We start from the raw sequence: 16852 nt of genomic DNA, 5'->3' as shown, positions 1-16852 counted from the left end.
GTCAGGCCGCCCAAAACGGCCCTGCGATTTTTCTCAGTCGATCGTATCGAGGGCGATCACGCCCCGGTCGTCGCATGCCGAGAGCACACCCACGGCGCGGGGCTTCACGCCGGTCGGAAGGGTCTCGAGGTCGCGAGGAGCGACGAGATAGTCTTTGCCGCCCAGACGTATGACCGAGACGCGTTCGCCGATCAGCGACTTACCGATGGCGACCCGGGCGGCTTGATGACGCTCAGCGTAGGTGCCGGTGGCCTTGGCCAGAACCTGGAGCTCCAGGAATTGGCTTGTGGTGCCTATATAGGCGGGCTTGCGCAGGATTTTCACAGCGTTTCCTCTCGTGATTATTTCCCGTTTGTTCCGGGTAGTTTTCAGGTAGAGAGGAAGTGGTGCCGTCCCCAAACGATCGGTGAAGATTTTTTAACTTCGGGGCACATTTTCAGTCGCAGAAGTCCCGGAGCAGGATCGTGCAGGATGATCGCCCTGGTATCGTCCTGGCACAAAACTCCTTATTCTTTCAGGATTTGTCTGTCTTTCGACGAGGTGGCGGGATAATCCAGGGCTTTCGGAAGAAATCCCTTTAGGAGAGGGGCGTTTTTAGTTTGTAGGATGATGACATTACCCCCACGCGGGCGCGAGGGAGTCTGTGGTTTTACCATTTTTAAGAATGACCCTTCTCTATGAGAGTTTTTCCGGAAAAGGGTGGATCATCCTTATAGCATGAAGAGTGAAAGGAACTGCCTGAAAACATTTGAGAAAGAGCCAATCCGGAGCCAGGATGATCGTCTTGGATCGTCCTGATTTCCCGCGATTTCCGCTCTGACAAGGAAAAGAGGCACTCGGTTTCGCCGAGGTGGTATGTTCTGGTCGGTGGGTGAGATCGGGGCCGTTTCGACTTTTTTCTTCCGGTTGGTCTCGGTCGACAACAGGTGCTTCTCAGACACATTGAGGAGACTTCCATGACTGACCTACTCGAGCGCCTGAACACTGTTGCGAATGACGCTTACGAGGCCGCCTCGGCATTGCCTAAGGCTGACGATCCGCACTTGGAGGGGCTCATCTTCGAGCTCGTCGAGCGGACGGACGCGATTGCTCGGCACACTTGCTTCGCAATGGATGGTGCGTGCTCTCTCTGGAGTGCTCGGACGGCCGCGGCCGACCTAATGGAAGATGCCGATCTCGAGGCCGATATTGCGGCCGGGCGGGATCTGTGGCGTCTCGTAGATGAGTGGCCCAACGCGGACGCGTTCTGGAATGTCATCCACCCGATGGTCTTGGCTCTCGGTGCGGTTCCGACGGATGAGGCAGGATATGGCGAGGGCTTCTCGGTCGAGAGCGCGCTGGAGCAGCTCCTCGAGGAAGTACGTGCACGTCGCCTCAGGCATGAGCTATCCTAAGCCCATGCTCTCGAACGAAGCCCAGCTCATCCTCGTCCTGATCTCGGCCGTTTTTACGGCCGGGGTGCTCCTCGCGCTCTGGCTCGAGGTGCGTCGAGGGCGGCGCCGGGATCTGAGGCACGTCGCCGAGAAGGCGATGAGAGACGCGCCGTATCACTTGCTCGATCGGTAAGCGTTTCCGGCGCGCCGAGCTCGGCACCATCTTTCTCGAAAGACAGAGAGAGACCCGCCCTCTATTACCCTCGAACTCATCGCGTGCATCGCCGCATCTGTGATCCTCGACGGCGTGTCGTGCCTCGTGAGTGCGTGGTAAGATCGTCGAGCCTGCCTCACATCTGAGCCTGACCCGGTGGTCGTGGCGAGCATGATCTCTCGTATCCGCGCTCAAGTCGAATGGGACGCAACGAGGCCGGCGATTAGTGCCGATCCTAAAAAGGAAAAGCCGATCTCGTAGGGCCGGGCGCGGTGATTTCCGCGGCGCCAGCTCTATCCCTATTTCCCTGTAAAGAAAAGGAGACTGACGCACCCACCCCCACCCAGATCAAGGCCTTCCTCGATGACTTGGCGCGGATCTCGCTGAGGCATGGGATTAGACTGGCGTAGGGCCACGATGGCATGCATCTCGTGGCGGATCACTGTCGTGGGTACTACTTTAGCGGTGGCGACCTGGCTGTTGCCGTGTGCGATAAAGAGCGCACAATAATCGAAAGGTGCGGTTGGCGCGGCCCTCTCTCATTCGACCCGACCCAACTCTCCGTCCACGAGCCGGTCGATATTATGGGCGGCCGGTCGCCCGATCTCGCGAGGATGTTGCGGGAGGCGTATATGGCCGGCGTCGAGAGCACGAGGGCAGGGGTGGAATGGCGAGCACCCCGGAGACGATGAGAGCCGCGCCAAGTTCCAGGATGAGGCCGACAAATACGCCGCGAATATGCCGCGAATATCATGGGAGGGTAGGGGTGATGACCGAGAAACCGGCAACTTGGGCAGGCATCGTCACAATAGTTCCCGGCCTCCGCGGCGGCCGCCCCTGCATTCGCGGCCTGCGCATTACGGTGGACGATATTCTCGATTGGCTGGCGTCGGGCATGAGTGAGGCTGAAATCCTTGCGGACTACCCCGAACTGACGCAAGCCGACATCCGGGCGGCTTTAGCCTTCCCTGCGGAACAGAAGCCGTGAGCATCAAGATCGACCCGGCGGAGGTAAGGCTGATCGGCGAGCCGTGCGAAAAGACTGGCATCGTCCGGGTCCGGTATCGCGGGTATGAGTTCGAGGCGAAGGTCTTGGAGCTCTTTCGGGTTCGAAAGTTCAAGCGTGGCGCCGCAACGGAGATCGTGGCCTTCAAGCCGGAAAGACCGCCGCAGAGTATAGCGGCGGAGACGCTCTCCAGCCTCTTCGCCGCCATGTCCAACCACGAGCGCCTCGAGTTTATCTCGACGACTCAGGGAGCGACAAATGACTGACGCAGAGCTCGACACGATCGCCCGCCTCGATGAGATGCGCTCCGAAGATTGGGGAGGCCGTGCGGCGCTCTTCCAATGGCTCACCATGCCGAATAGGAGCCTCGGCGGTGCGCGCCCGTGTGACCGCCTGGAAGAAGATGCAGACGCGATCCTGGCATCGTTCGGCGCTGAGATCTCGGGGCCGTGGCATGGATAATCCGAGGGAGATCCTGATCGACCCATCGGAGGTCGAGTTCCACCTCAAGGACGGCACGCTGACCCACATCTCGTATCGGGGATGGGATTTTCAGATCGAGAGCTTTGACTACATGCGGCACCGCGTGAAGCGATATCGTGATCCCTCATCGCCTCGCGCTGGCTTCTCGCGTGAAGACTTGCCGGGGGTCACCGGGGCTGACCTGATCCGCGAAAGAGTGGCAGCGATGTCGAACCACGAGCAGCTCGAGTTCATAGCCTCCACTCAGCGAGGCACCCCGGCCGGGAAGCTCACCCAACTCCTTGAAGCGTGGGAGCCGATCGACGAGGAGCTCCCGGAGATCACCGATCCCATCGCGTCGGATGACGAGGACGATTGCCCCTGATCCGGCGAATGTCGCACCATGCCCGTGCGTTGCGACGTCGGCGTCAACCGCCTGAATCGAGAAAAAATAATAATAATCAAAAACTTAGACGGGACCCTGCGGCCCTCCGGATTCTATTGTGGGCATGCGGGCAGCTCAATCGGCGGCATCCGTCTCATTAAAATCCTACCGACGCTCGCGCTCGTTGCCCTGGTGGCCCAGTTCCTCGCGATGCGGAATGAGGCCCGGGTAAAGACCGCGCAGATCGGCGTCATGGAGCAAGCTATCGAGGCCCGCGACGCCGAGATCCGATCACTTGAAGAAGAAGCCGTCGCCCTCGTCGAGCGTCACCTCAAAGACCTCGCGGCGGTGCAAGCCGAACTCGATAGACAGATAGAGCGTGCCGGCTGATATCGCGCCGCTCGCGAGAGTCTGGATGGACTCGAGGATGGCGAGGTCGCCCCGGTGCTCAGGGGCTCTCTGGAGGCCCTCCAGTGATCCGGACGATGATGATCCCAGCCCTGGCTCTCCTGGGCGCATGTGCGGCCCCTGAACCCGTCGAGAGGATGGTGAGGGTGCCGATGCCGGTATCACCGCCCGCGGCTCTTCTCCGGTGCTCCCAGGCGCCGTCGTCGCCGATGGGCAAATACACTCAGGATGACGTCTCCGACTTCGTCTTGGATCTCTCGGAAGCGGACGAGGATTGTCGCGAGAAGCTCGACGCGTTGCGGCATAGTCCTATCGGCAGAAAGCCATATTCGGATGATCTTCTAAGCCGCCCGAAGGCGGAGTCCAACATTGTGGTGGCCACTCTGAAGGGTATGATCTTCTAAGCCGCAGGGCGGATGTCCAACATCTACCTCATGGCGACCATCCTGCCCAAACACCGTTGAGATGAATGCGCTGACTGAGGCTTTCGCGTCACATCCGCCAGCGATGTGAGAGGTCTGGCTATAGGGACGGCCCGGGAATCTGTGTCCCTGTCGCCATCCTCAATCGTATGAGTTCGGTTCCTATATGACCCCAGTCATCGAGCGCCTTACACGCCCTTGTTACATAAGCTCTATTATGGACCATCAAATCGGATGAACTGCCTCAACTGAGTGCTCCAAGTTAATTGTTAGTGCATGGTCGGGGCGTTGTTGCAGAACTCCCCGCCTGACGGTTCACACAGCGGATCAGCCGCTTAGGTGGGCGGCATGACGAAGCCCATGCCTGCCCGCTACCGCACGACGAACTGGTCCGCTTACAACGCCGCGCTGTGGAAGCGAGGCTCCCTGCTGATCTGGCTGGACCGGGAGATGACGTGGCTTGCTCCGCATGAGGGGCAACCGGGACGTCCCCCGATCTTCTCCGAAGGCGCCATCCAGTTCTGCTTGTCGATCAAGGTCCTGTTCAAGTTACCGCTGAGGCAGACGGCCGGGATGGTGGCCAGCTTGTTGCGGATGGCCGGTCTGGACTGGCCGGTGCCGGACTACTCGACGCTGTGCCGCAGTCAGAAGGCCTTGGCCGTCCAGATCCCGTATCGCCGGGCCGATGGCCCGCTCAACCTGCTCGTCGACAGCACTGGGATCAAGTTCCTGGGCGATGGCGAATGGCAGGCTCGGAAGCATGGTCCGCAGGGCCGTCGCCAGTGGCGGAAGATCCACCTGGCCATGGATACAGCCACGTCCGACATTCGCGCCGTGGAGTTCACACCCAGCCGCGACGGCGATAGCCCGGTCCTTCCGGACCTGCTCGACCAGATCCCTGAAGACGAGCCGATCAGCATCGTGACCGCCGACGGCGCCTATGACACGCGTCGCTGTCACACCGCGATCATCGAACGCCAAGCCACGGCGATCATCCCGATCCGCAAGAACGGACGACCCTGGAAAGAGGATGGACCGGCCGCTGCGGCCCGCAACGACATCCTCCGGGCCACACGGCACTTCGGACGCGCCTTCTGGAAACGATGGACCGGCTACCACCTCCGCAGCCTTGTCGAAGCCAAGATGCGCTGCCTCAAGGCGTTCGGGGAGCGCATCGCCGCAAGAGACCCCGACCGCCAGACCGCCGAAGTCCACATCCGTATCGCCCTCATGAACCGCTTCTCAGCCCTCGGCGCCGCCGAAATCGTTCGCGTGGGATGACCTAATTGGGAAAGGGCTAACTGCGCCTCAAGCCTGAGTTCTGCAACAACACCCCCCGACCCGCAAGGCTGAAAGCGCGATCTCGAACCCAAATGGCTGCCGCGCGATTGAGGAGCGCATATGAGCTCTGCGGCCGGGGATCTGAACCCCATCGAAAACCGGCTTGAAGCAGCGACACAATGGATGAAGCATGTGCGACGTCCAGTGTCAGGCAGAGAAAGGCCGATCATGCCCGGGAAAAAACAGACGAGCGAGACCGACGGGCCAGCCAAGGTCCAGCCTCGCCCTAAGAGATCCAAAACAAAGCGGACATCCATCGCAGGTGGGCTCTACGCCCAGACGGCCAGACCACCAGAGGAAGACAGCCAACAGCAGAGTGAGACCCCGGTCGAGCCCTCACGTTCGGAGGTGACCCTAAGGATCGAAGATGACCTGATCCGGCTCGCCGAGGAATACAGCATCGATCTCAAAAGCTTCGTCGAATTCAAGCTGAGAATGGCGATCAGCGTCCACCAATGGGCTGATCGGCGGGCGCCAGAGCGCGCCAGGGACAAGGTCGAGTGGGACATCAGGCGCGCGCGGGCCGATGCCAGGCGAGCGGCGTTGGAGAAGAAGTAAGGAGCGCGCAACACCACCAGCTTACGGAAGAACGCTGGACGAGGCCCATATGTTCGCATTGTGATGCGGCGGTTGGTGAAGGGTTGGATAATGGCTGACATCGATACAGGGCTACTGCTCCGCGAAAGTCTCGCGGCAGATACGAAGATCCGTCGAACGATGTCGCGCCATGCTTGTGCGCCAGATGGTCAGATTGCAAGCGGGTCGCATGCCGACCGCCCGCCTCACAAAGAATTTCTACGCCTCGCGCTCTTCTTCCAGACAGGCTGTTTCGACCCCATCAATGTCTATTGTCAGCCACGATACATCCCCTTGGCTTACGGCCTGAAAGAGGGCTTGGGTGGCAGGCAGGACGAAGGCCACACCGTCTTCGAGTTGTACGGTGTCAATGTCTGTTCCAGATGCGCGGATGTCCTGGTCTTCTGTGATGCCAACAAAATGTGCCATTCATACTTTCTTTGCTGACGCTGAATAAGCGTGAGAAATGTCCGTTTCGGATCGCGTAGGAGGGGGCGGCTCGCGAAGCGATGGCAATCAGAAGAACTTCTCTATGGACCAAAGTAGCTCTTCTTCGATTTGGCTCCGATGCAGCTCCACACCTTTCCATTCGATGACGATGTCGTAGCAATCGCTGCCGACGAGCTTCTCGACATACAGCGCAGGACACTGATCGTTCGGTTTGGTCAAGGAAAGGCGATTTCCCGATGGGACCTCCAGATCGTGATCGAACAGATTGTAAGCAATCGTGTCGATCGTCTCTTTTCTGTCGTTGATCCGGTCACGGATCGAGTTCGCGGTGAAGGTGAATGCCCAGTCTTCTGCGTCGGTGATCGTCATGGAGCCTCTATGGGTTGTGCTTCTGTCTCGATAGTTCCTAAATACTTGTATGGCCAGACGTCAGTGTCTCGCTAACTCCCGCCGGTTCCGATCGGATCGCAGGCTGCTTGCGTGTCGAGTGCTCTGAACTGAGGTTTCAAGCTCTATTGGCTACCTTGAGCGGGGGGCTGTTGCCACGCACTCTACTTGACCTCGTAGTTTAAGGCCCCGCGTGCGATCCATTCGGCGTCATGACAGCTCACGAGCGTGAAGTTATCTTGTTTGGCTGTAAGAGCCGATCCCCGAAGCTTGAAGATTCATGCGGGCGAGCCACCCGCACCAAGTGCAGCCAAAGCCTCGGTGATGCGCATCGCCTGCTCAGGAAGCGCGCATCGGCACTATAAGGGCCATACTCATCCGAGGGCGTGGAAATGTTCGACCGCCAGGCGCTTGAGGTGGTGCTTTGGCAGCACGAGCGAGGTCTTTCCCACGATGTCATTGAAGCATGTCGCGGCTTTGCGGAGGTCCGCGCGGGATAAAGCTTTTCCCGTTGCGGCATCCCGCCGCTCAAAGGCAAAGATGCAGTCTTTAGTGGCACAGTTGATCACGCGGATCTCATCGGCCTCACCGGCGTCGTCGAGGGTGACGTCGACAGCTAAGGCGTCCTGGCCAGAGAGCGAGCACCCGGTTATGACGGGGAAGCCGTGCTGCCCGCTCTCCTCGATGCGGAGTTGGAAGTCGGCGCGGTCGACGGCAGCCTTCAGTTCCTTCGTCCGATGCGCTGTGTAGTGCCGGTTGAGGATCGTGCCAGCCTTGTGGCCGGCAATCGCTTGGCGCTGTCCCTCTGCCACGTCTTCAGCGCTCAGCATCGAGCTCAGCGTCTTACGAAGAGCATAGAAATCCTCGTCGAAGTCACCGAGCCCCAGCGCATCGAGGATGCGGTTCAAGGCCTTGCTGAACGGGCCAGTGAGATCGTCGATCTCTGAACGCCGGGCCGCCTCAGGGAACAGTAGCGGACCATGCTCGTCTCCCAATCCTCTGATCCAGTCCGCAAATCCAAGGTCGAGCAAGGATTGCGGGATAGGAATCACGCGGCTTGCGTCTTCGGTCTTGCCATGTTGGTCGCAATCGAGCCCGATCGCCAGACAGTCGACCCCATTGCGACGCACGAAGTTCGAGCGCTTTAGCAGGAGGATTTCCTCGATGCGGCTGCCGATCGTGAGCACGATCAGAGGTACCCAGTAGAGCGAGTCCCGGATGATGGTCGTACCAGGTCTCCAACGGCGGTGCTCGGAAAAGCACCCGGTATAGATCGGCGACGTCAGGAAGCGTCGTAGACGCTCCTCGGTCCATGGCATGCGAAGCTTGGGACGCGTCACACGGACATAGAGCGGATCATCGGGGGCCGCAGTGGCCACGGCGCGCCCTACAGCCTTGTAGGAAATCGCATCGGGTGCATTCTTGCATCCCAAGTCCTTTGCAGCGCGGAACATGCGCGACAGGCCATCGCGATTGCGCTTCAAGGTCTGCATTGTCAGCCGAGGGGTGAGCTGCTCTGCGAGCAAGGCACGCTTTTCGACATTCGAGAGATGATTGTGGCCGCGGATCGTCCTCATGATCTCTTCGTCCGCCAGGTCGGCGATCGCGATCTCGTCATCCTTTGTGCGCTGGTATTTCTCGGGATGTTTCGGGGTCAGGCGACAGAAGCGGTTCTTGCCGTGCTTCTTGCCGTGGTCCTTTGGCAGGCGCGCCATCCACGCGAAGAAATTTTCTTGGTCCTCATCCCGGATCGTGGGGGCCGGAACATCGCCGAAGTATGTTAGGGCGAGTTTAGCGATCGCGTCGATGTTCCCCTTCATCGACTTGGACGGATACAGCTTGAGCGCCTGGCTCCAGCACTCCGAAAGCGACACCTGCGGTGACGTCACGAAGGTGTCGACGGACACTGTCGAATGATGCCCGACGAGCGGCTCCGCGATGGTGCGCGCGTCTTCGCCGTCGGCGGCGCGTCCCTCGAGATCCATCAGCTGCCTGATGAGATCTACGGCACGGCGTCCAAGGTCGTGCGGAATGGAGTCTCCAAGGGCTATGTTGCATGCCCCCGCGGCATCGGCGACCATCGGTTCTACGAGCGCAAAATCATTGCGCCGCGCCTTGCGCTTGAGCGTCACGCTTTCCGTTTCGAGTCGGTGGATGCGAGCATCGATGTCGGCGTCGGAGAGCTCAGACGCGGCGTCCTGCTCGGAGATGATGCGGGCAAGCGTCCGACGCAGCAGTTCGGTCAGGATTGTATGAATTTTGCCTTCGGGGATGCTGTCCAGCGTCGTCTCGGTCATCAGTCGTGTCTCTTCGCGTTTTAGAACGGCGAGGAGACAAGCCGCACGACCCATCGCCTCGGACAGCAGAGGTGTCCGAAGGGAGAGAACCAGGAGCTTCTTGCCGGATATTTCTGCGATGACGTTGGGTAAACGTTTGCGGAAGTAGTAGGTCTGTCCCCTGAGCTGAAGGTAGGGGCCGGCGGGTCGCGGGCGGGGTCGGCGCACTGCGCCCCGGGATTGACGGTCCACAGCGGCGTTTTGTGTCACAGTTTGTGTCACACCCCGGGTGGAACCTCTGCCACGCGACGGTATGGGAGACGCTAAGTCTCTGTGCTGTCTGTCTTTTCGGGATTTCATGGCTGGGGTGGTAGGATTCGAACCTACGGTACACGGTACCAAAAACCGCTGCCTTACCACTTGGCTACACCCCAGCAGGTGTGGCGGCTGTCTAACCTTGTCGGTGGGCGGCTGCAAGAGTGGGAGAGGCAGTTTTTGCGCTTCGCCGGGGCATTTTTCGAGGTGCCCCGGCGGAAGGCGACGGCGCTCGGCCGGCGGTTCGCTAGGCCGGACGGTCAGAGGCGGATCGGGTCGGACTTCGCGAGGCGGTCGAAGCCCATCAGCGTCTCGACCAGCTTCGGCATGGCGTCGAGCGGCACCATGTTCGGGCCGTCCGAGGGGGCGGTGTCGGGCGCCTCGTGGGTCTCGATGAACACGGCCGCGATTCCGAGGCTCACGGCGGCGCGGGCCATCACCGGGGCAAATTCGCGCTGGCCGCCCGAGGCGCCGCCCAGCCCGCCGGGCTGCTGCACCGAATGGGTCGCGTCCATCACCACCGGGTAGCCGGTCTTCATCATCTCGGGCAGCGACCGCATGTCGGCCACCAGCGTGTTGTAGCCGAAGGAGACGCCGCGCTCGGTGAGCAGGATGCGGCGGTTGCCGGTCGAAGCGATCTTCTCGGCGACATTGGCCATGTCCCACGGCGCGAGGAACTGGCCCTTCTTGACGTTGATCACCGCCCCGGTCTCGCCCGCCGCCAGCAGCAGGTCGGTCTGGCGGCACAGGAAGGCCGGGATCTGCAGGATGTCGGCCACTTCGGCGACAGGCGCGCAGTGATCGGCGCCGTGGATGTCGGTCAGCACCGGGCAGCCGATAGCGCGCTTGACGTCCTCGAGCACCTTGAGCCCGGCCTCCATGCCGAGGCCGCGCTTGCCCGAAAGCGAGGTGCGGTTGGCCTTGTCGTAGCTGCCCTTGAACACGAACTGCGCGCCATGCGCCGCGCAGGCCTCGGCCATGCGGCCGGCGATCATCTGGGCGTGGTCGGACGATTCGAGCTGGCACGGCCCGGCGATCAGGGTGAGGGGATGGTCGTTGCCGACGGTGAGCGGGCCGATGGAGACGTCGATCATGGGGCAGGGGCCTTTCGGGTGGCTGTCGCCCCCGGTCTAGCGCGCGCGAGGGGCGGCGTCACGCGCCGCCCGCAAGCCATCTCAGCTCGAGACCTGTTCGCGCAGGATCGAGACGGTGAGCGACAGCATCAGGTAGATGCCCGAGAAGATCAGAAAGGCCAGCGCCGTGTTCTCGACCGCGCGGGGATAGGTCGCCTCGTCAGGCGCCACCGGCTCGACCCCGAGCGACAGGTAGCGCACCTGCCGGTTGGCCTCGATCTGGGCCGCTTCCATCTGCTGCAGCGCCTGCTGCACCAGGAGCGTCTGGAAGCCGTAATCCTCCTCGGCCAGCCGCAGCTCGGTGTTGCGCGCGGCGAGCGAGGCGCCCTGCTCGGAGGCCTCGGTCATCTCGCGGCGCAGATCCGAGATCAGCGCCTCGATGCCCGCGATCTGGCTGCGGACCGAGTTGACCTGCGCCTCGTTGGGGCGTCGTACGCCGAGCCGGGTCTGCAGTTCGAGCTGCAGCTGCTGGCGCTGGGTTTCGAGCGCCGAGATCTGCTGGGTGCGGGCCGCGGTCTCGCCCACCGGGTCGATCTGCTGCACCTCCTGCTGGATGCGCAGCCAGTTGGCCAGCGCGTCGGCGCGGCGCGCCTCGGCCGCCTCGTAGCTGTCGCGCGCGCCCTGCATCTGGTCGTTGCGCAGCCGCGAGGTGAGCTGGTCGACCTGCTCCTCGGCATAGCCGAGCAGCGCCTCGGAGAAGCGTTGCGACGTCTCGGGATCGGGCGCGATCACCTCCATCTTCACGATGCCCTCGGTCGGGTCATAGGAGATCTTCACGTGATCTTGGTAGAGCGCGTAGGCGGCCTCGTTGGTCGCCGGCTGCGGCAGGCGCTGCAGCGGGTCGATCGCCGGGTCGGAAAAGACCTCCTTGAAGCCCTCCTCCTCATCGAGCCGCACCATCGCGGCGCGCGAGGTAAGGTAGGACTGCACGGTGATGCTGTCCTGCTGGGTCGCCATGGAGGTGCCTTGGAACAGCCCGCCCAGCCCCGCGCCGGACTGCGGCTCGGCCTGCTGGATCACGAATTCCGAACGGGTGGCGTACATCGGCGTCGCCACGACGAAGAAGTAGTAACCCGCCACAACCGTCGGCAGCAGCACGAACAGCGCGAGCCGCAGCATCAGCAGCCCCATCCGGCGGCGACGTCGCCGCGCGAGATCGCGCTGGATGCCGCGGATCTCCGAGGCGCGGCGCTCAGCCGTGTCGGAGGGGATCACCCGCTCGGTCGAGGGCAGGTCGCGGCTCCGGTCGGGGATGGTGGAAGGCAGCTGCACTCGCGGTTCAGACGTGACCTCTTCCATGGCGGTCTCCTGTGCCGGGACCACCAGCTCGATGATGTTGGACCGCTGGAACGGATCGATGCCGAGATCGCGCAGCTGGCGCACCGCGTCGAAATCCGAGGTGATGTCGAGGCCCTGCTTCTGCGCCACCCGGCGGGCCATGCGCAGCTGCCGGCCGGTCAGCCCCTCGCGGCGGATCCGGTCGATCTGCTGCGCCACCTCGTCATTGCCGTCGCCATCGCCGGGCGCGGTTTCGGGCATCTGCTGCTGCAAGGGGTGCATCGCCATCGCCGAGGCGGCACGCGCGGCGGCCTCGGCGGCCTGCTCCTCGGCACGGGCCGGATCGGCGGGGCGGGGGGTGAGCGGCGCGCCGGCGCGCAGCCGGTAGCGGGTGACCCTAGGCGGAGTAGTCATAGAGCTCGCGCGCCTCCTCGAGTGTGTCGAACATGTGCAGCTTGCCGTTCCGCAGCACCGCCGCCTGCCGGGCAAACCGCTCCAGCGTCTGAGGCTGGTGCGAGACGATGATCACCGTCGTGGTCTCGAGCCGCTCGCGCAGGATCTCGCCGGCCTTGCGGTTGAACTCCGCATCGGTGGTCTGGGGCATGCCCTCGTCGATCAGGTAGATGTCGAAATCGAGCGCCAGCATCAACGAGAAGGTGAAGCGCGCGCGCATGCCCTGGCTGTAGGTGCCGACCGGCCGATCGAAATACTCGGCGATGCCGCAGAGCCAGCGGCAGAAGGCCTCCACGTAGTCGGGGTCGAGCCCGTAGAGACGGGCGATGTAGCGGGCGTTCTCGCGGGCGCTGTGGCGCGGCACCACCCCGCCCATGAAGCCCAGCGGAAAGGAGATCCGGCTGCCGCGGGTGATCCGGCCCTCGTCGGGCTTCTCCAGCCCGGCCATCATGTTGATCAGCGTGGTCTTGCCGGTGCCGTTGGGCGCCAGGATGCCGAGCGAACGGCCCAGCTCCACCCGGAACGACGCCCGGTCGAGGATGATCTTGCGCTGCTTGCCGGTCCAGAAGGACTTGCTGACCTGATCGAATTCGAGCATCGGCTTTCCCGTTCGGCCTTTCCCCGTGCCTCAACCCATGATGCGGCATCGGGGTCGGCCTACCCCGGTGTAACCATGGTTTATGGCGAAAGGGCGCCAAAATCCTTACCAAAGCGGGGGAATGTTTCCCCCGACCGCCCAGAACCGCCGCTGCCTGCGGCGAAACCGTGGCGCGCCTCGCGCGTTTGTCGACGAACCCCCTCCAATGGAGTCGCGACATGCGCAAATTCGTCAAGTACTTCGCTCTCTACAAGCTGGCCCGCAAGGTGCTTCGCCGCGGCCGGCGGGTCTGAGCCCGCTCTTGCGCGGGGACGGCAGGCACATAGATCGGGCCCATGGATCAACTTCGTGCCGATCTTTCCGCCTGCCGCCTCTGCGCGGATCGTTTCGCGGCCACCGCGACGCGGCACGCGCCGCGCCCGGTGGTCTGGTTTCGCCCCGGCGCCCGGCTGCTGATTGCCAGCCAGGCGCCGGGGCTTCGCGTTCACGAGGCGGGAACCCCGTTCTGGGACCGGTCGGGCAAGCGGCTCCGCGACTGGCTCGGCATGGACGAGGACACCTTCTACGACCGTTCGCGCGTCGCCATCGTGCCGATGGCCTTCTGCTTTCCAGGTTATGACGCCAAGGGGTCGGACCTGCCGCCGCCGCCGGTCTGCGCGCGGGTCTGGCGCGACCGGGTCCTGTCCGAGCTGACCGATATCCGTCTCACCGTGCTGATCGGTGGTGCGGCGATGAACTGGCATCTGGGTCGCGGCCCCGGCGTGACCGAACGGGTGCGCGCCTGGCGCGACCACGCCCCCGGCGTCTTCCCCTTGCCTCACCCGTCCTGGCGCAATACCGCATGGCTCAAGCGCAACCCGTGGTTCGACGAGGAGGTGCTGCCCGCGCTGAAGGCGCGCGTGCACGAGGTGATGGAGGAGTGACGCATGGAAACCGGTCTCGATCAGGCCGCGGCCGAGATGGACGCCGCCCCCGAGGATGACGCGGCGCGGCTGCGCTTCTACGGCCGTCTCGCCGATGCCGAACTCTACCTGCTGCTCGCCGAGGAGGCGGGCGAGGAAAGCGTGACCCCCGCGACCCTCGAAGAGGGCGGGCAGGTCTATGCGCTGGCCTTCGACCGCGAGGAACGGCTGTCGGACCACGCGGGCACCGCCGCCTTTCACGCCGCCGTGCCGGGCCGCGCATTAGCCCAGATCCTCGGCGCGCAGGGGCTCGGCCTGGCGCTCAACCCCGGTTTCGCCTCGGCCCGGCTCCTGCCGCCCGAGGCGCTGGGCTGGCTCGCCGAGACGCTGACCCACGCGCCTCAGGAGGCGGCCGATCGCCCGGTCACGGTCAATCCGCCCAAGGATTTCCCCGAGGATCTGCTCGCCGCGCTGGACCAGAAGCTGACCTCGGCGCGCGGGCTGGCGCGCGAAGCGTTCCTCGTGCGGGTCGAATATGCCGATGGGCGCGAGGCGCCGCTGCTGGCCTTCCTCGATCCGGCGCCGATGGCCGAGCGCGGCCTCGCCGTCGCGGTGGGCGAGGCGCTGACCTTCTCGGGGCTGGAGGAAGGTGCGCTCGACGTGACCTTTCTCGCCTCCGAGAGCGAGACGGCGCGCCGCATCGCCCGCGTCGGCCTGCGCCTCAAGCTGCCGCAGCCCCATGTGGCGACCGGCCCCAAGGCCCCGGGCAGCGATCCGGACAAGCCGCCGCGCCTGCACTGAGACGTCAGTAGCCGCGCACCCGGTCGACCTCGAACAGGAGCGGCTCGCCCGCCTCCGCGCGGCGGATGTTCTCGGCGATTACCCGTGCTGCCGTGGCGGGCCGGGTGGCCGAGGCGACATGCGGCGTCACCGTGACCCGCGGATGGGCCCAGTAGGGGTGCTCGCGGGGCAGCGGCTCGGTGCGGAACACGTCGAGCGTGGCGTGACCGATCCGGCCCGCATCGAGTGCTTCCAGCAGCGCCGCGTCGTCGATCAGCGCGCCGCGCCCGGGGTTGATCAGCGCCGCCCTTGGCGCCGGCAGCGCAAAGCGCGCGGCATCCAAGATGCCCTCCGTCTCGGGCGTCAGCGGCAGCAGCGCGACGATGATCTCCGCCCCCGTGAGTGCGGCGGTCAGCCCGTCCTCGCCCGACAGGCAGCGCAGCCCCTCTATCCGCTTGGGCGTCCGGCTCCAGCCGGTCACCGGAAATCCCAGCCCCGCCAGCGTCGTCGCGCAGGCACGGCCCAGCGCACCCAGCCCCAGCACCGTGACCGGCCGGTCTGCGGCCAGGGGGGGCGGCACCGGGGTCCAGTCGCGTTCGGGGTTCACCACATGCGCATCCATTCCGAGATGGTGGCGCAGCACGTGGCCGGTCACGTATTCGACCATGCCGCGTTCGAGCCCGGCATCGACCATCCGTGTCAGCGGCTGGGTCAGCGTGGCATTACCGACGATCCGCTCCACCCCGGCCCAGAGCGACAGCACCGCGCGGGTGCGGGTAAAGGGCGTGAAGTCGCGCAGATCGTCATTCGGGGCATAGACAATGTAGTCGACCGTATCGGGCGCCGCCTCGCGCACCACCTCGGCCGTGATCCCGGCATGGGCCAGGGCGGAGGGCAGCAGGTCGCGATAGTCGGCCCAGTCGCTCTCGGGGGCGGAGAACAGGATCTTCATGTCACCTCGGCTTGTGGACATGCGCGCTCTGCACCAGCCCGAAGGCCAGCAGCAGCACCAGCATCGCCGATCCGCCATAGCTCACCAGCGGCAGCGGGACGCCCACCACCGGGGCCAGACCCATCACCATCGACATGTTGACCGCGAAGAACAGGAAGAAGGTCATCGCGATGCCGATCGTCACCAGCGAGGCGAAGCGGTCGCGGTTGTTCACCGCCGAGACGAGGCAGAAGAAGATGATCAGCGCGTAGAGCGCGAGCAGGGTGGAGGCACCGACGAAGCCGAACTCCTCGGCCAGCGTGGTGAAGATGAAGTCGGTGTGCTTCTCGGGCAGGAAGTTGAGCCGCGACTGCGTGCCCTGCATGAAGCCGCGCCCGGTCCAGCCGCCCGATCCCAGCGCGATCTTGGCCTGGGTGATGTGGTAGCCCGCCCCGAGCGGATCGTTCGACGGGTCGAGGAAGGTGTCGATCCGGCGGTACTGGTAATCCTTGAGGAGCTGCCAGGTCGTGCCGCGCGAGGCGAAGACGGCATAGATCGTGCCGACCCCGGCAGCGATCACGGTGGCAAAATAGGCCCAGTGGACGCCCGCCGCGAACATCACCGTGGCGCCGCCGATCAGCAGCAGCAGCGCCGTACCCAGATCGGGCTGGGCCAGCGTCAGCAGAGTCGGGATCGAGATGAACACCACCGGCAGCAGCACCCAGAACGGATGCGATGTCCGCCTGAGCGGCAGCCAATCGTAATAGGCGGCGAGGAACATCACGAGGCTGATCTTCATCAGCTCGGAGGGTTGCAGCCGGATCGGGCCGAGATCGATCCAGCGCTGGGCGCCCATGCCGACCTCGCCGAACATGTCGACCGCAACCAAAAGCGCCAGCGAGCCGCCATAGGCGATCAGCGCCATGTTGCGCCAGAACCAGATCGGCACCATCGCGACCACCAGCATCGCCACCATGCCGACGCCGAAGCGCTTGACCTGCGGTTCCATCCACGGCGTGGCCGAGCCGCCGGCCACCGAGTAGAGCATCAGGAAGCCGAAGCTCGACACGGCAGCGAGCAGCAGGATCACCGGCCAGTTCAGGTAGAGCAGCTTGCGAAAGCCGGTCGGGACGAACTTGGCGTTGGTCTCTAGGTAGCTCAT

General features: G+C 63.8%; 19 protein-coding genes, 1 tRNA gene and 1 pseudogene. 10 read left to right on the top strand and 11 right to left on the bottom strand.

Translation table 11 applies throughout. The features are described 5' to 3' along the window. Positions 1-33: 33 nt before the first annotated feature. A complete protein-coding gene (locus FHS00_RS06570; RefSeq protein WP_183471060.1) occupies positions 34-324 on the bottom strand; it encodes a hypothetical protein in 291 nt (96 codons plus the stop codon). A 632-nt stretch (positions 325-956) separates the two neighbouring features. Between FHS00_RS06570 and FHS00_RS06565 the strand changes: the two genes are divergently transcribed. From FHS00_RS06565 to FHS00_RS06530, 8 genes are all read left to right on the top strand, one after another. Beyond that, the gene (locus FHS00_RS06565) at positions 957-1394 is read left to right on the top strand and encodes a hypothetical protein (protein WP_183471058.1); all 438 of its coding nucleotides are present in this window, start codon (positions 957-959) and stop codon (positions 1392-1394) included. Positions 1395-2356: 962 nt separating this feature from the next. After that, entirely contained in the window at positions 2357-2575 is a 219-nt protein-coding gene (locus FHS00_RS06560; RefSeq protein ID WP_183471056.1) for a DUF433 domain-containing protein, read from the top strand. Next, on the top strand, positions 2572-2859 hold the full coding sequence (locus FHS00_RS06555) for a hypothetical protein (RefSeq protein ID WP_183471054.1): 288 nt from the start codon (positions 2572-2574) through the stop codon (positions 2857-2859). Before FHS00_RS06560 ends, FHS00_RS06555 begins: the two co-directional genes overlap by 4 nt. After that, positions 2852-3055, top strand: coding sequence for an antitoxin Xre/MbcA/ParS toxin-binding domain-containing protein (locus FHS00_RS17945; RefSeq protein WP_183471052.1), 204 nt, complete (start codon positions 2852-2854; stop codon positions 3053-3055). Before FHS00_RS06555 ends, FHS00_RS17945 begins: the two co-directional genes overlap by 8 nt. Beyond that, complete coding sequence (locus FHS00_RS06545) at positions 2967-3440, top strand: hypothetical protein (protein WP_183471234.1); 474 nt, start codon at positions 2967-2969, stop codon at positions 3438-3440. The genes FHS00_RS17945 and FHS00_RS06545 overlap by 89 nt, the downstream gene beginning before the upstream one ends. 18 nt (positions 3441-3458) lie before the next feature. Beyond that, positions 3459-3830 (top strand): hypothetical protein, encoded by a 372-nt coding sequence (locus tag FHS00_RS06540; RefSeq protein ID WP_183471050.1) that lies wholly within the window; start codon positions 3459-3461, stop codon positions 3828-3830. 788 nt (positions 3831-4618) lie between these two features. Beyond that, positions 4619-5551 carry an IS5 family transposase gene (locus tag FHS00_RS06535; RefSeq protein ID WP_183471048.1) on the top strand — a complete coding sequence of 311 codons (933 nt, stop codon included), beginning with the start codon at positions 4619-4621 and terminating at the stop codon, positions 5549-5551. A gap of 120 nt (positions 5552-5671) precedes the next feature. After that, positions 5672-6169, top strand: coding sequence for a hypothetical protein (locus tag FHS00_RS06530; RefSeq protein ID WP_183471046.1), 498 nt, complete (start codon positions 5672-5674; stop codon positions 6167-6169). A gap of 237 nt (positions 6170-6406) precedes the next feature. Here FHS00_RS06530 and FHS00_RS06525 read toward each other — a convergent pair whose 3' ends face one another. From FHS00_RS06525 to FHS00_RS06495, 8 genes and pseudogenes are all read right to left on the bottom strand, one after another. Then, positions 6407-6616 carry a hypothetical protein gene (locus tag FHS00_RS06525; RefSeq protein WP_183471044.1) on the bottom strand — a complete coding sequence of 70 codons (210 nt, stop codon included), beginning with the start codon at positions 6614-6616 and terminating at the stop codon, positions 6407-6409. An 87-nt stretch (positions 6617-6703) separates the two neighbouring features. Next, positions 6704-7006, bottom strand: coding sequence for a hypothetical protein (locus FHS00_RS06520; RefSeq protein WP_183471042.1), 303 nt, complete (start codon positions 7004-7006; stop codon positions 6704-6706). Between the two features lie 392 nt (positions 7007-7398). Next, complete coding sequence (locus tag FHS00_RS06515) at positions 7399-9321, bottom strand: site-specific integrase (RefSeq protein ID WP_221188743.1); 1923 nt, start codon at positions 9319-9321, stop codon at positions 7399-7401. 24 nt (positions 9322-9345) lie between these two features. Further along, a pseudogene (locus FHS00_RS17940) lies at positions 9346-9660 on the bottom strand (DUF6538 domain-containing protein); the annotation flags it as partial. Further along, positions 9660-9734: transfer RNA gene (locus tag FHS00_RS06510), tRNA-Gln, on the bottom strand. The gene FHS00_RS06510 and the pseudogene FHS00_RS17940, both read right to left, overlap by 1 nt. A 141-nt stretch (positions 9735-9875) precedes the next feature. After that, complete coding sequence (gene kdsA, locus FHS00_RS06505) at positions 9876-10709, bottom strand: 3-deoxy-8-phosphooctulonate synthase (RefSeq protein ID WP_183471040.1); 834 nt, start codon at positions 10707-10709, stop codon at positions 9876-9878. An 81-nt stretch (positions 10710-10790) separates the two neighbouring features. Then, positions 10791-12440, bottom strand: a complete 1650-nt coding sequence (locus FHS00_RS06500) for a KpsE/RkpR family capsule polysaccharide export protein (protein ID WP_183471038.1) — start codon at positions 12438-12440, stop codon at positions 10791-10793. After that, the gene (locus FHS00_RS06495; protein ID WP_183471036.1) at positions 12424-13077 is read right to left on the bottom strand and encodes an ABC transporter ATP-binding protein; all 654 of its coding nucleotides are present in this window, start codon (positions 13075-13077) and stop codon (positions 12424-12426) included. Before FHS00_RS06495 ends, FHS00_RS06500 begins: the two co-directional genes overlap by 17 nt. A gap of 335 nt (positions 13078-13412) precedes the next feature. Here FHS00_RS06495 and FHS00_RS06490 point away from each other — a divergent pair, with 335 nt between their 5' ends. Beyond that, the gene (locus tag FHS00_RS06490; protein ID WP_183471034.1) at positions 13413-14000 is read left to right on the top strand and encodes a uracil-DNA glycosylase family protein; all 588 of its coding nucleotides are present in this window, start codon (positions 13413-13415) and stop codon (positions 13998-14000) included. A 3-nt stretch (positions 14001-14003) separates the two neighbouring features. Next, positions 14004-14780 (top strand): SseB family protein, encoded by a 777-nt coding sequence (locus tag FHS00_RS06485; protein ID WP_183471032.1) that lies wholly within the window; start codon positions 14004-14006, stop codon positions 14778-14780. A gap of 4 nt (positions 14781-14784) precedes the next feature. On the opposite strand, the gene FHS00_RS06480 is transcribed toward FHS00_RS06485, so the two are convergent. Together FHS00_RS06480 and rodA are read right to left on the bottom strand one after the other, a co-directional pair. Next, positions 14785-15732 (bottom strand): 2-hydroxyacid dehydrogenase, encoded by a 948-nt coding sequence (locus FHS00_RS06480; RefSeq protein ID WP_246391135.1) that lies wholly within the window; start codon positions 15730-15732, stop codon positions 14785-14787. Next, on the bottom strand, positions 15713-16852 hold the full coding sequence (gene rodA, locus FHS00_RS06475; RefSeq protein ID WP_183471030.1) for a rod shape-determining protein RodA: 1140 nt from the start codon (positions 16850-16852) through the stop codon (positions 15713-15715). Before rodA ends, FHS00_RS06480 begins: the two co-directional genes overlap by 20 nt.

Origin of the sequence: Limimaricola variabilis (genome assembly GCF_014195545.1) — a bacterium.
Taxonomy (GTDB): Bacteria; Pseudomonadota; Alphaproteobacteria; order Rhodobacterales; family Rhodobacteraceae; genus Limimaricola; species Limimaricola variabilis.
This window is presented reverse-complemented; position numbering and strand designations above follow the sequence as displayed.

Excerpts from the sequence above, each read along its gene's own strand:
- FHS00_RS06565 (WP_183471058.1), top strand. The coding sequence starts at position 957 with ATGACTGACCTACTCGAGCGCCTGAACACTGTTGCGAATGACGCTTAC.
- FHS00_RS06535 (WP_183471048.1), top strand. The coding sequence starts at position 4,619 with ATGACGAAGCCCATGCCTGCCCGCTACCGCACGACGAACTGGTCCGCT.
- FHS00_RS06500 (WP_183471038.1), bottom strand. The coding sequence starts at position 12,440 with ATGACTACTCCGCCTAGGGTCACCCGCTACCGGCTGCGCGCCGGCGCG.
- FHS00_RS06520 (WP_183471042.1), bottom strand. The coding sequence starts at position 7,006 with ATGACGATCACCGACGCAGAAGACTGGGCATTCACCTTCACCGCGAAC.
- FHS00_RS06490 (WP_183471034.1), top strand. The coding sequence starts at position 13,413 with ATGGATCAACTTCGTGCCGATCTTTCCGCCTGCCGCCTCTGCGCGGAT.
- FHS00_RS06480 (WP_246391135.1), bottom strand. The coding sequence starts at position 15,732 with ATGTCCACAAGCCGAGGTGACATGAAGATCCTGTTCTCCGCCCCCGAG.
- rodA (WP_183471030.1), bottom strand. The coding sequence starts at position 16,852 with ATGAGCTACCTAGAGACCAACGCCAAGTTCGTCCCGACCGGCTTTCGC.
- FHS00_RS06540 (WP_183471050.1), top strand. The coding sequence starts at position 3,459 with ATGCCCGTGCGTTGCGACGTCGGCGTCAACCGCCTGAATCGAGAAAAA.
- FHS00_RS06560 (WP_183471056.1), top strand. The coding sequence starts at position 2,357 with ATGACCGAGAAACCGGCAACTTGGGCAGGCATCGTCACAATAGTTCCC.
- FHS00_RS06515 (WP_221188743.1), bottom strand. The coding sequence starts at position 9,321 with ATGACCGAGACGACGCTGGACAGCATCCCCGAAGGCAAAATTCATACA.
- FHS00_RS06525 (WP_183471044.1), bottom strand. The coding sequence starts at position 6,616 with ATGGCACATTTTGTTGGCATCACAGAAGACCAGGACATCCGCGCATCT.
- FHS00_RS06495 (WP_183471036.1), bottom strand. The coding sequence starts at position 13,077 with ATGCTCGAATTCGATCAGGTCAGCAAGTCCTTCTGGACCGGCAAGCAG.
- FHS00_RS17945 (WP_183471052.1), top strand. The coding sequence starts at position 2,852 with ATGACTGACGCAGAGCTCGACACGATCGCCCGCCTCGATGAGATGCGC.
- kdsA (WP_183471040.1), bottom strand. The coding sequence starts at position 10,709 with ATGATCGACGTCTCCATCGGCCCGCTCACCGTCGGCAACGACCATCCC.
- FHS00_RS06485 (WP_183471032.1), top strand. The coding sequence starts at position 14,004 with ATGGAAACCGGTCTCGATCAGGCCGCGGCCGAGATGGACGCCGCCCCC.
- FHS00_RS06530 (WP_183471046.1), top strand. The coding sequence starts at position 5,672 with ATGAGCTCTGCGGCCGGGGATCTGAACCCCATCGAAAACCGGCTTGAA.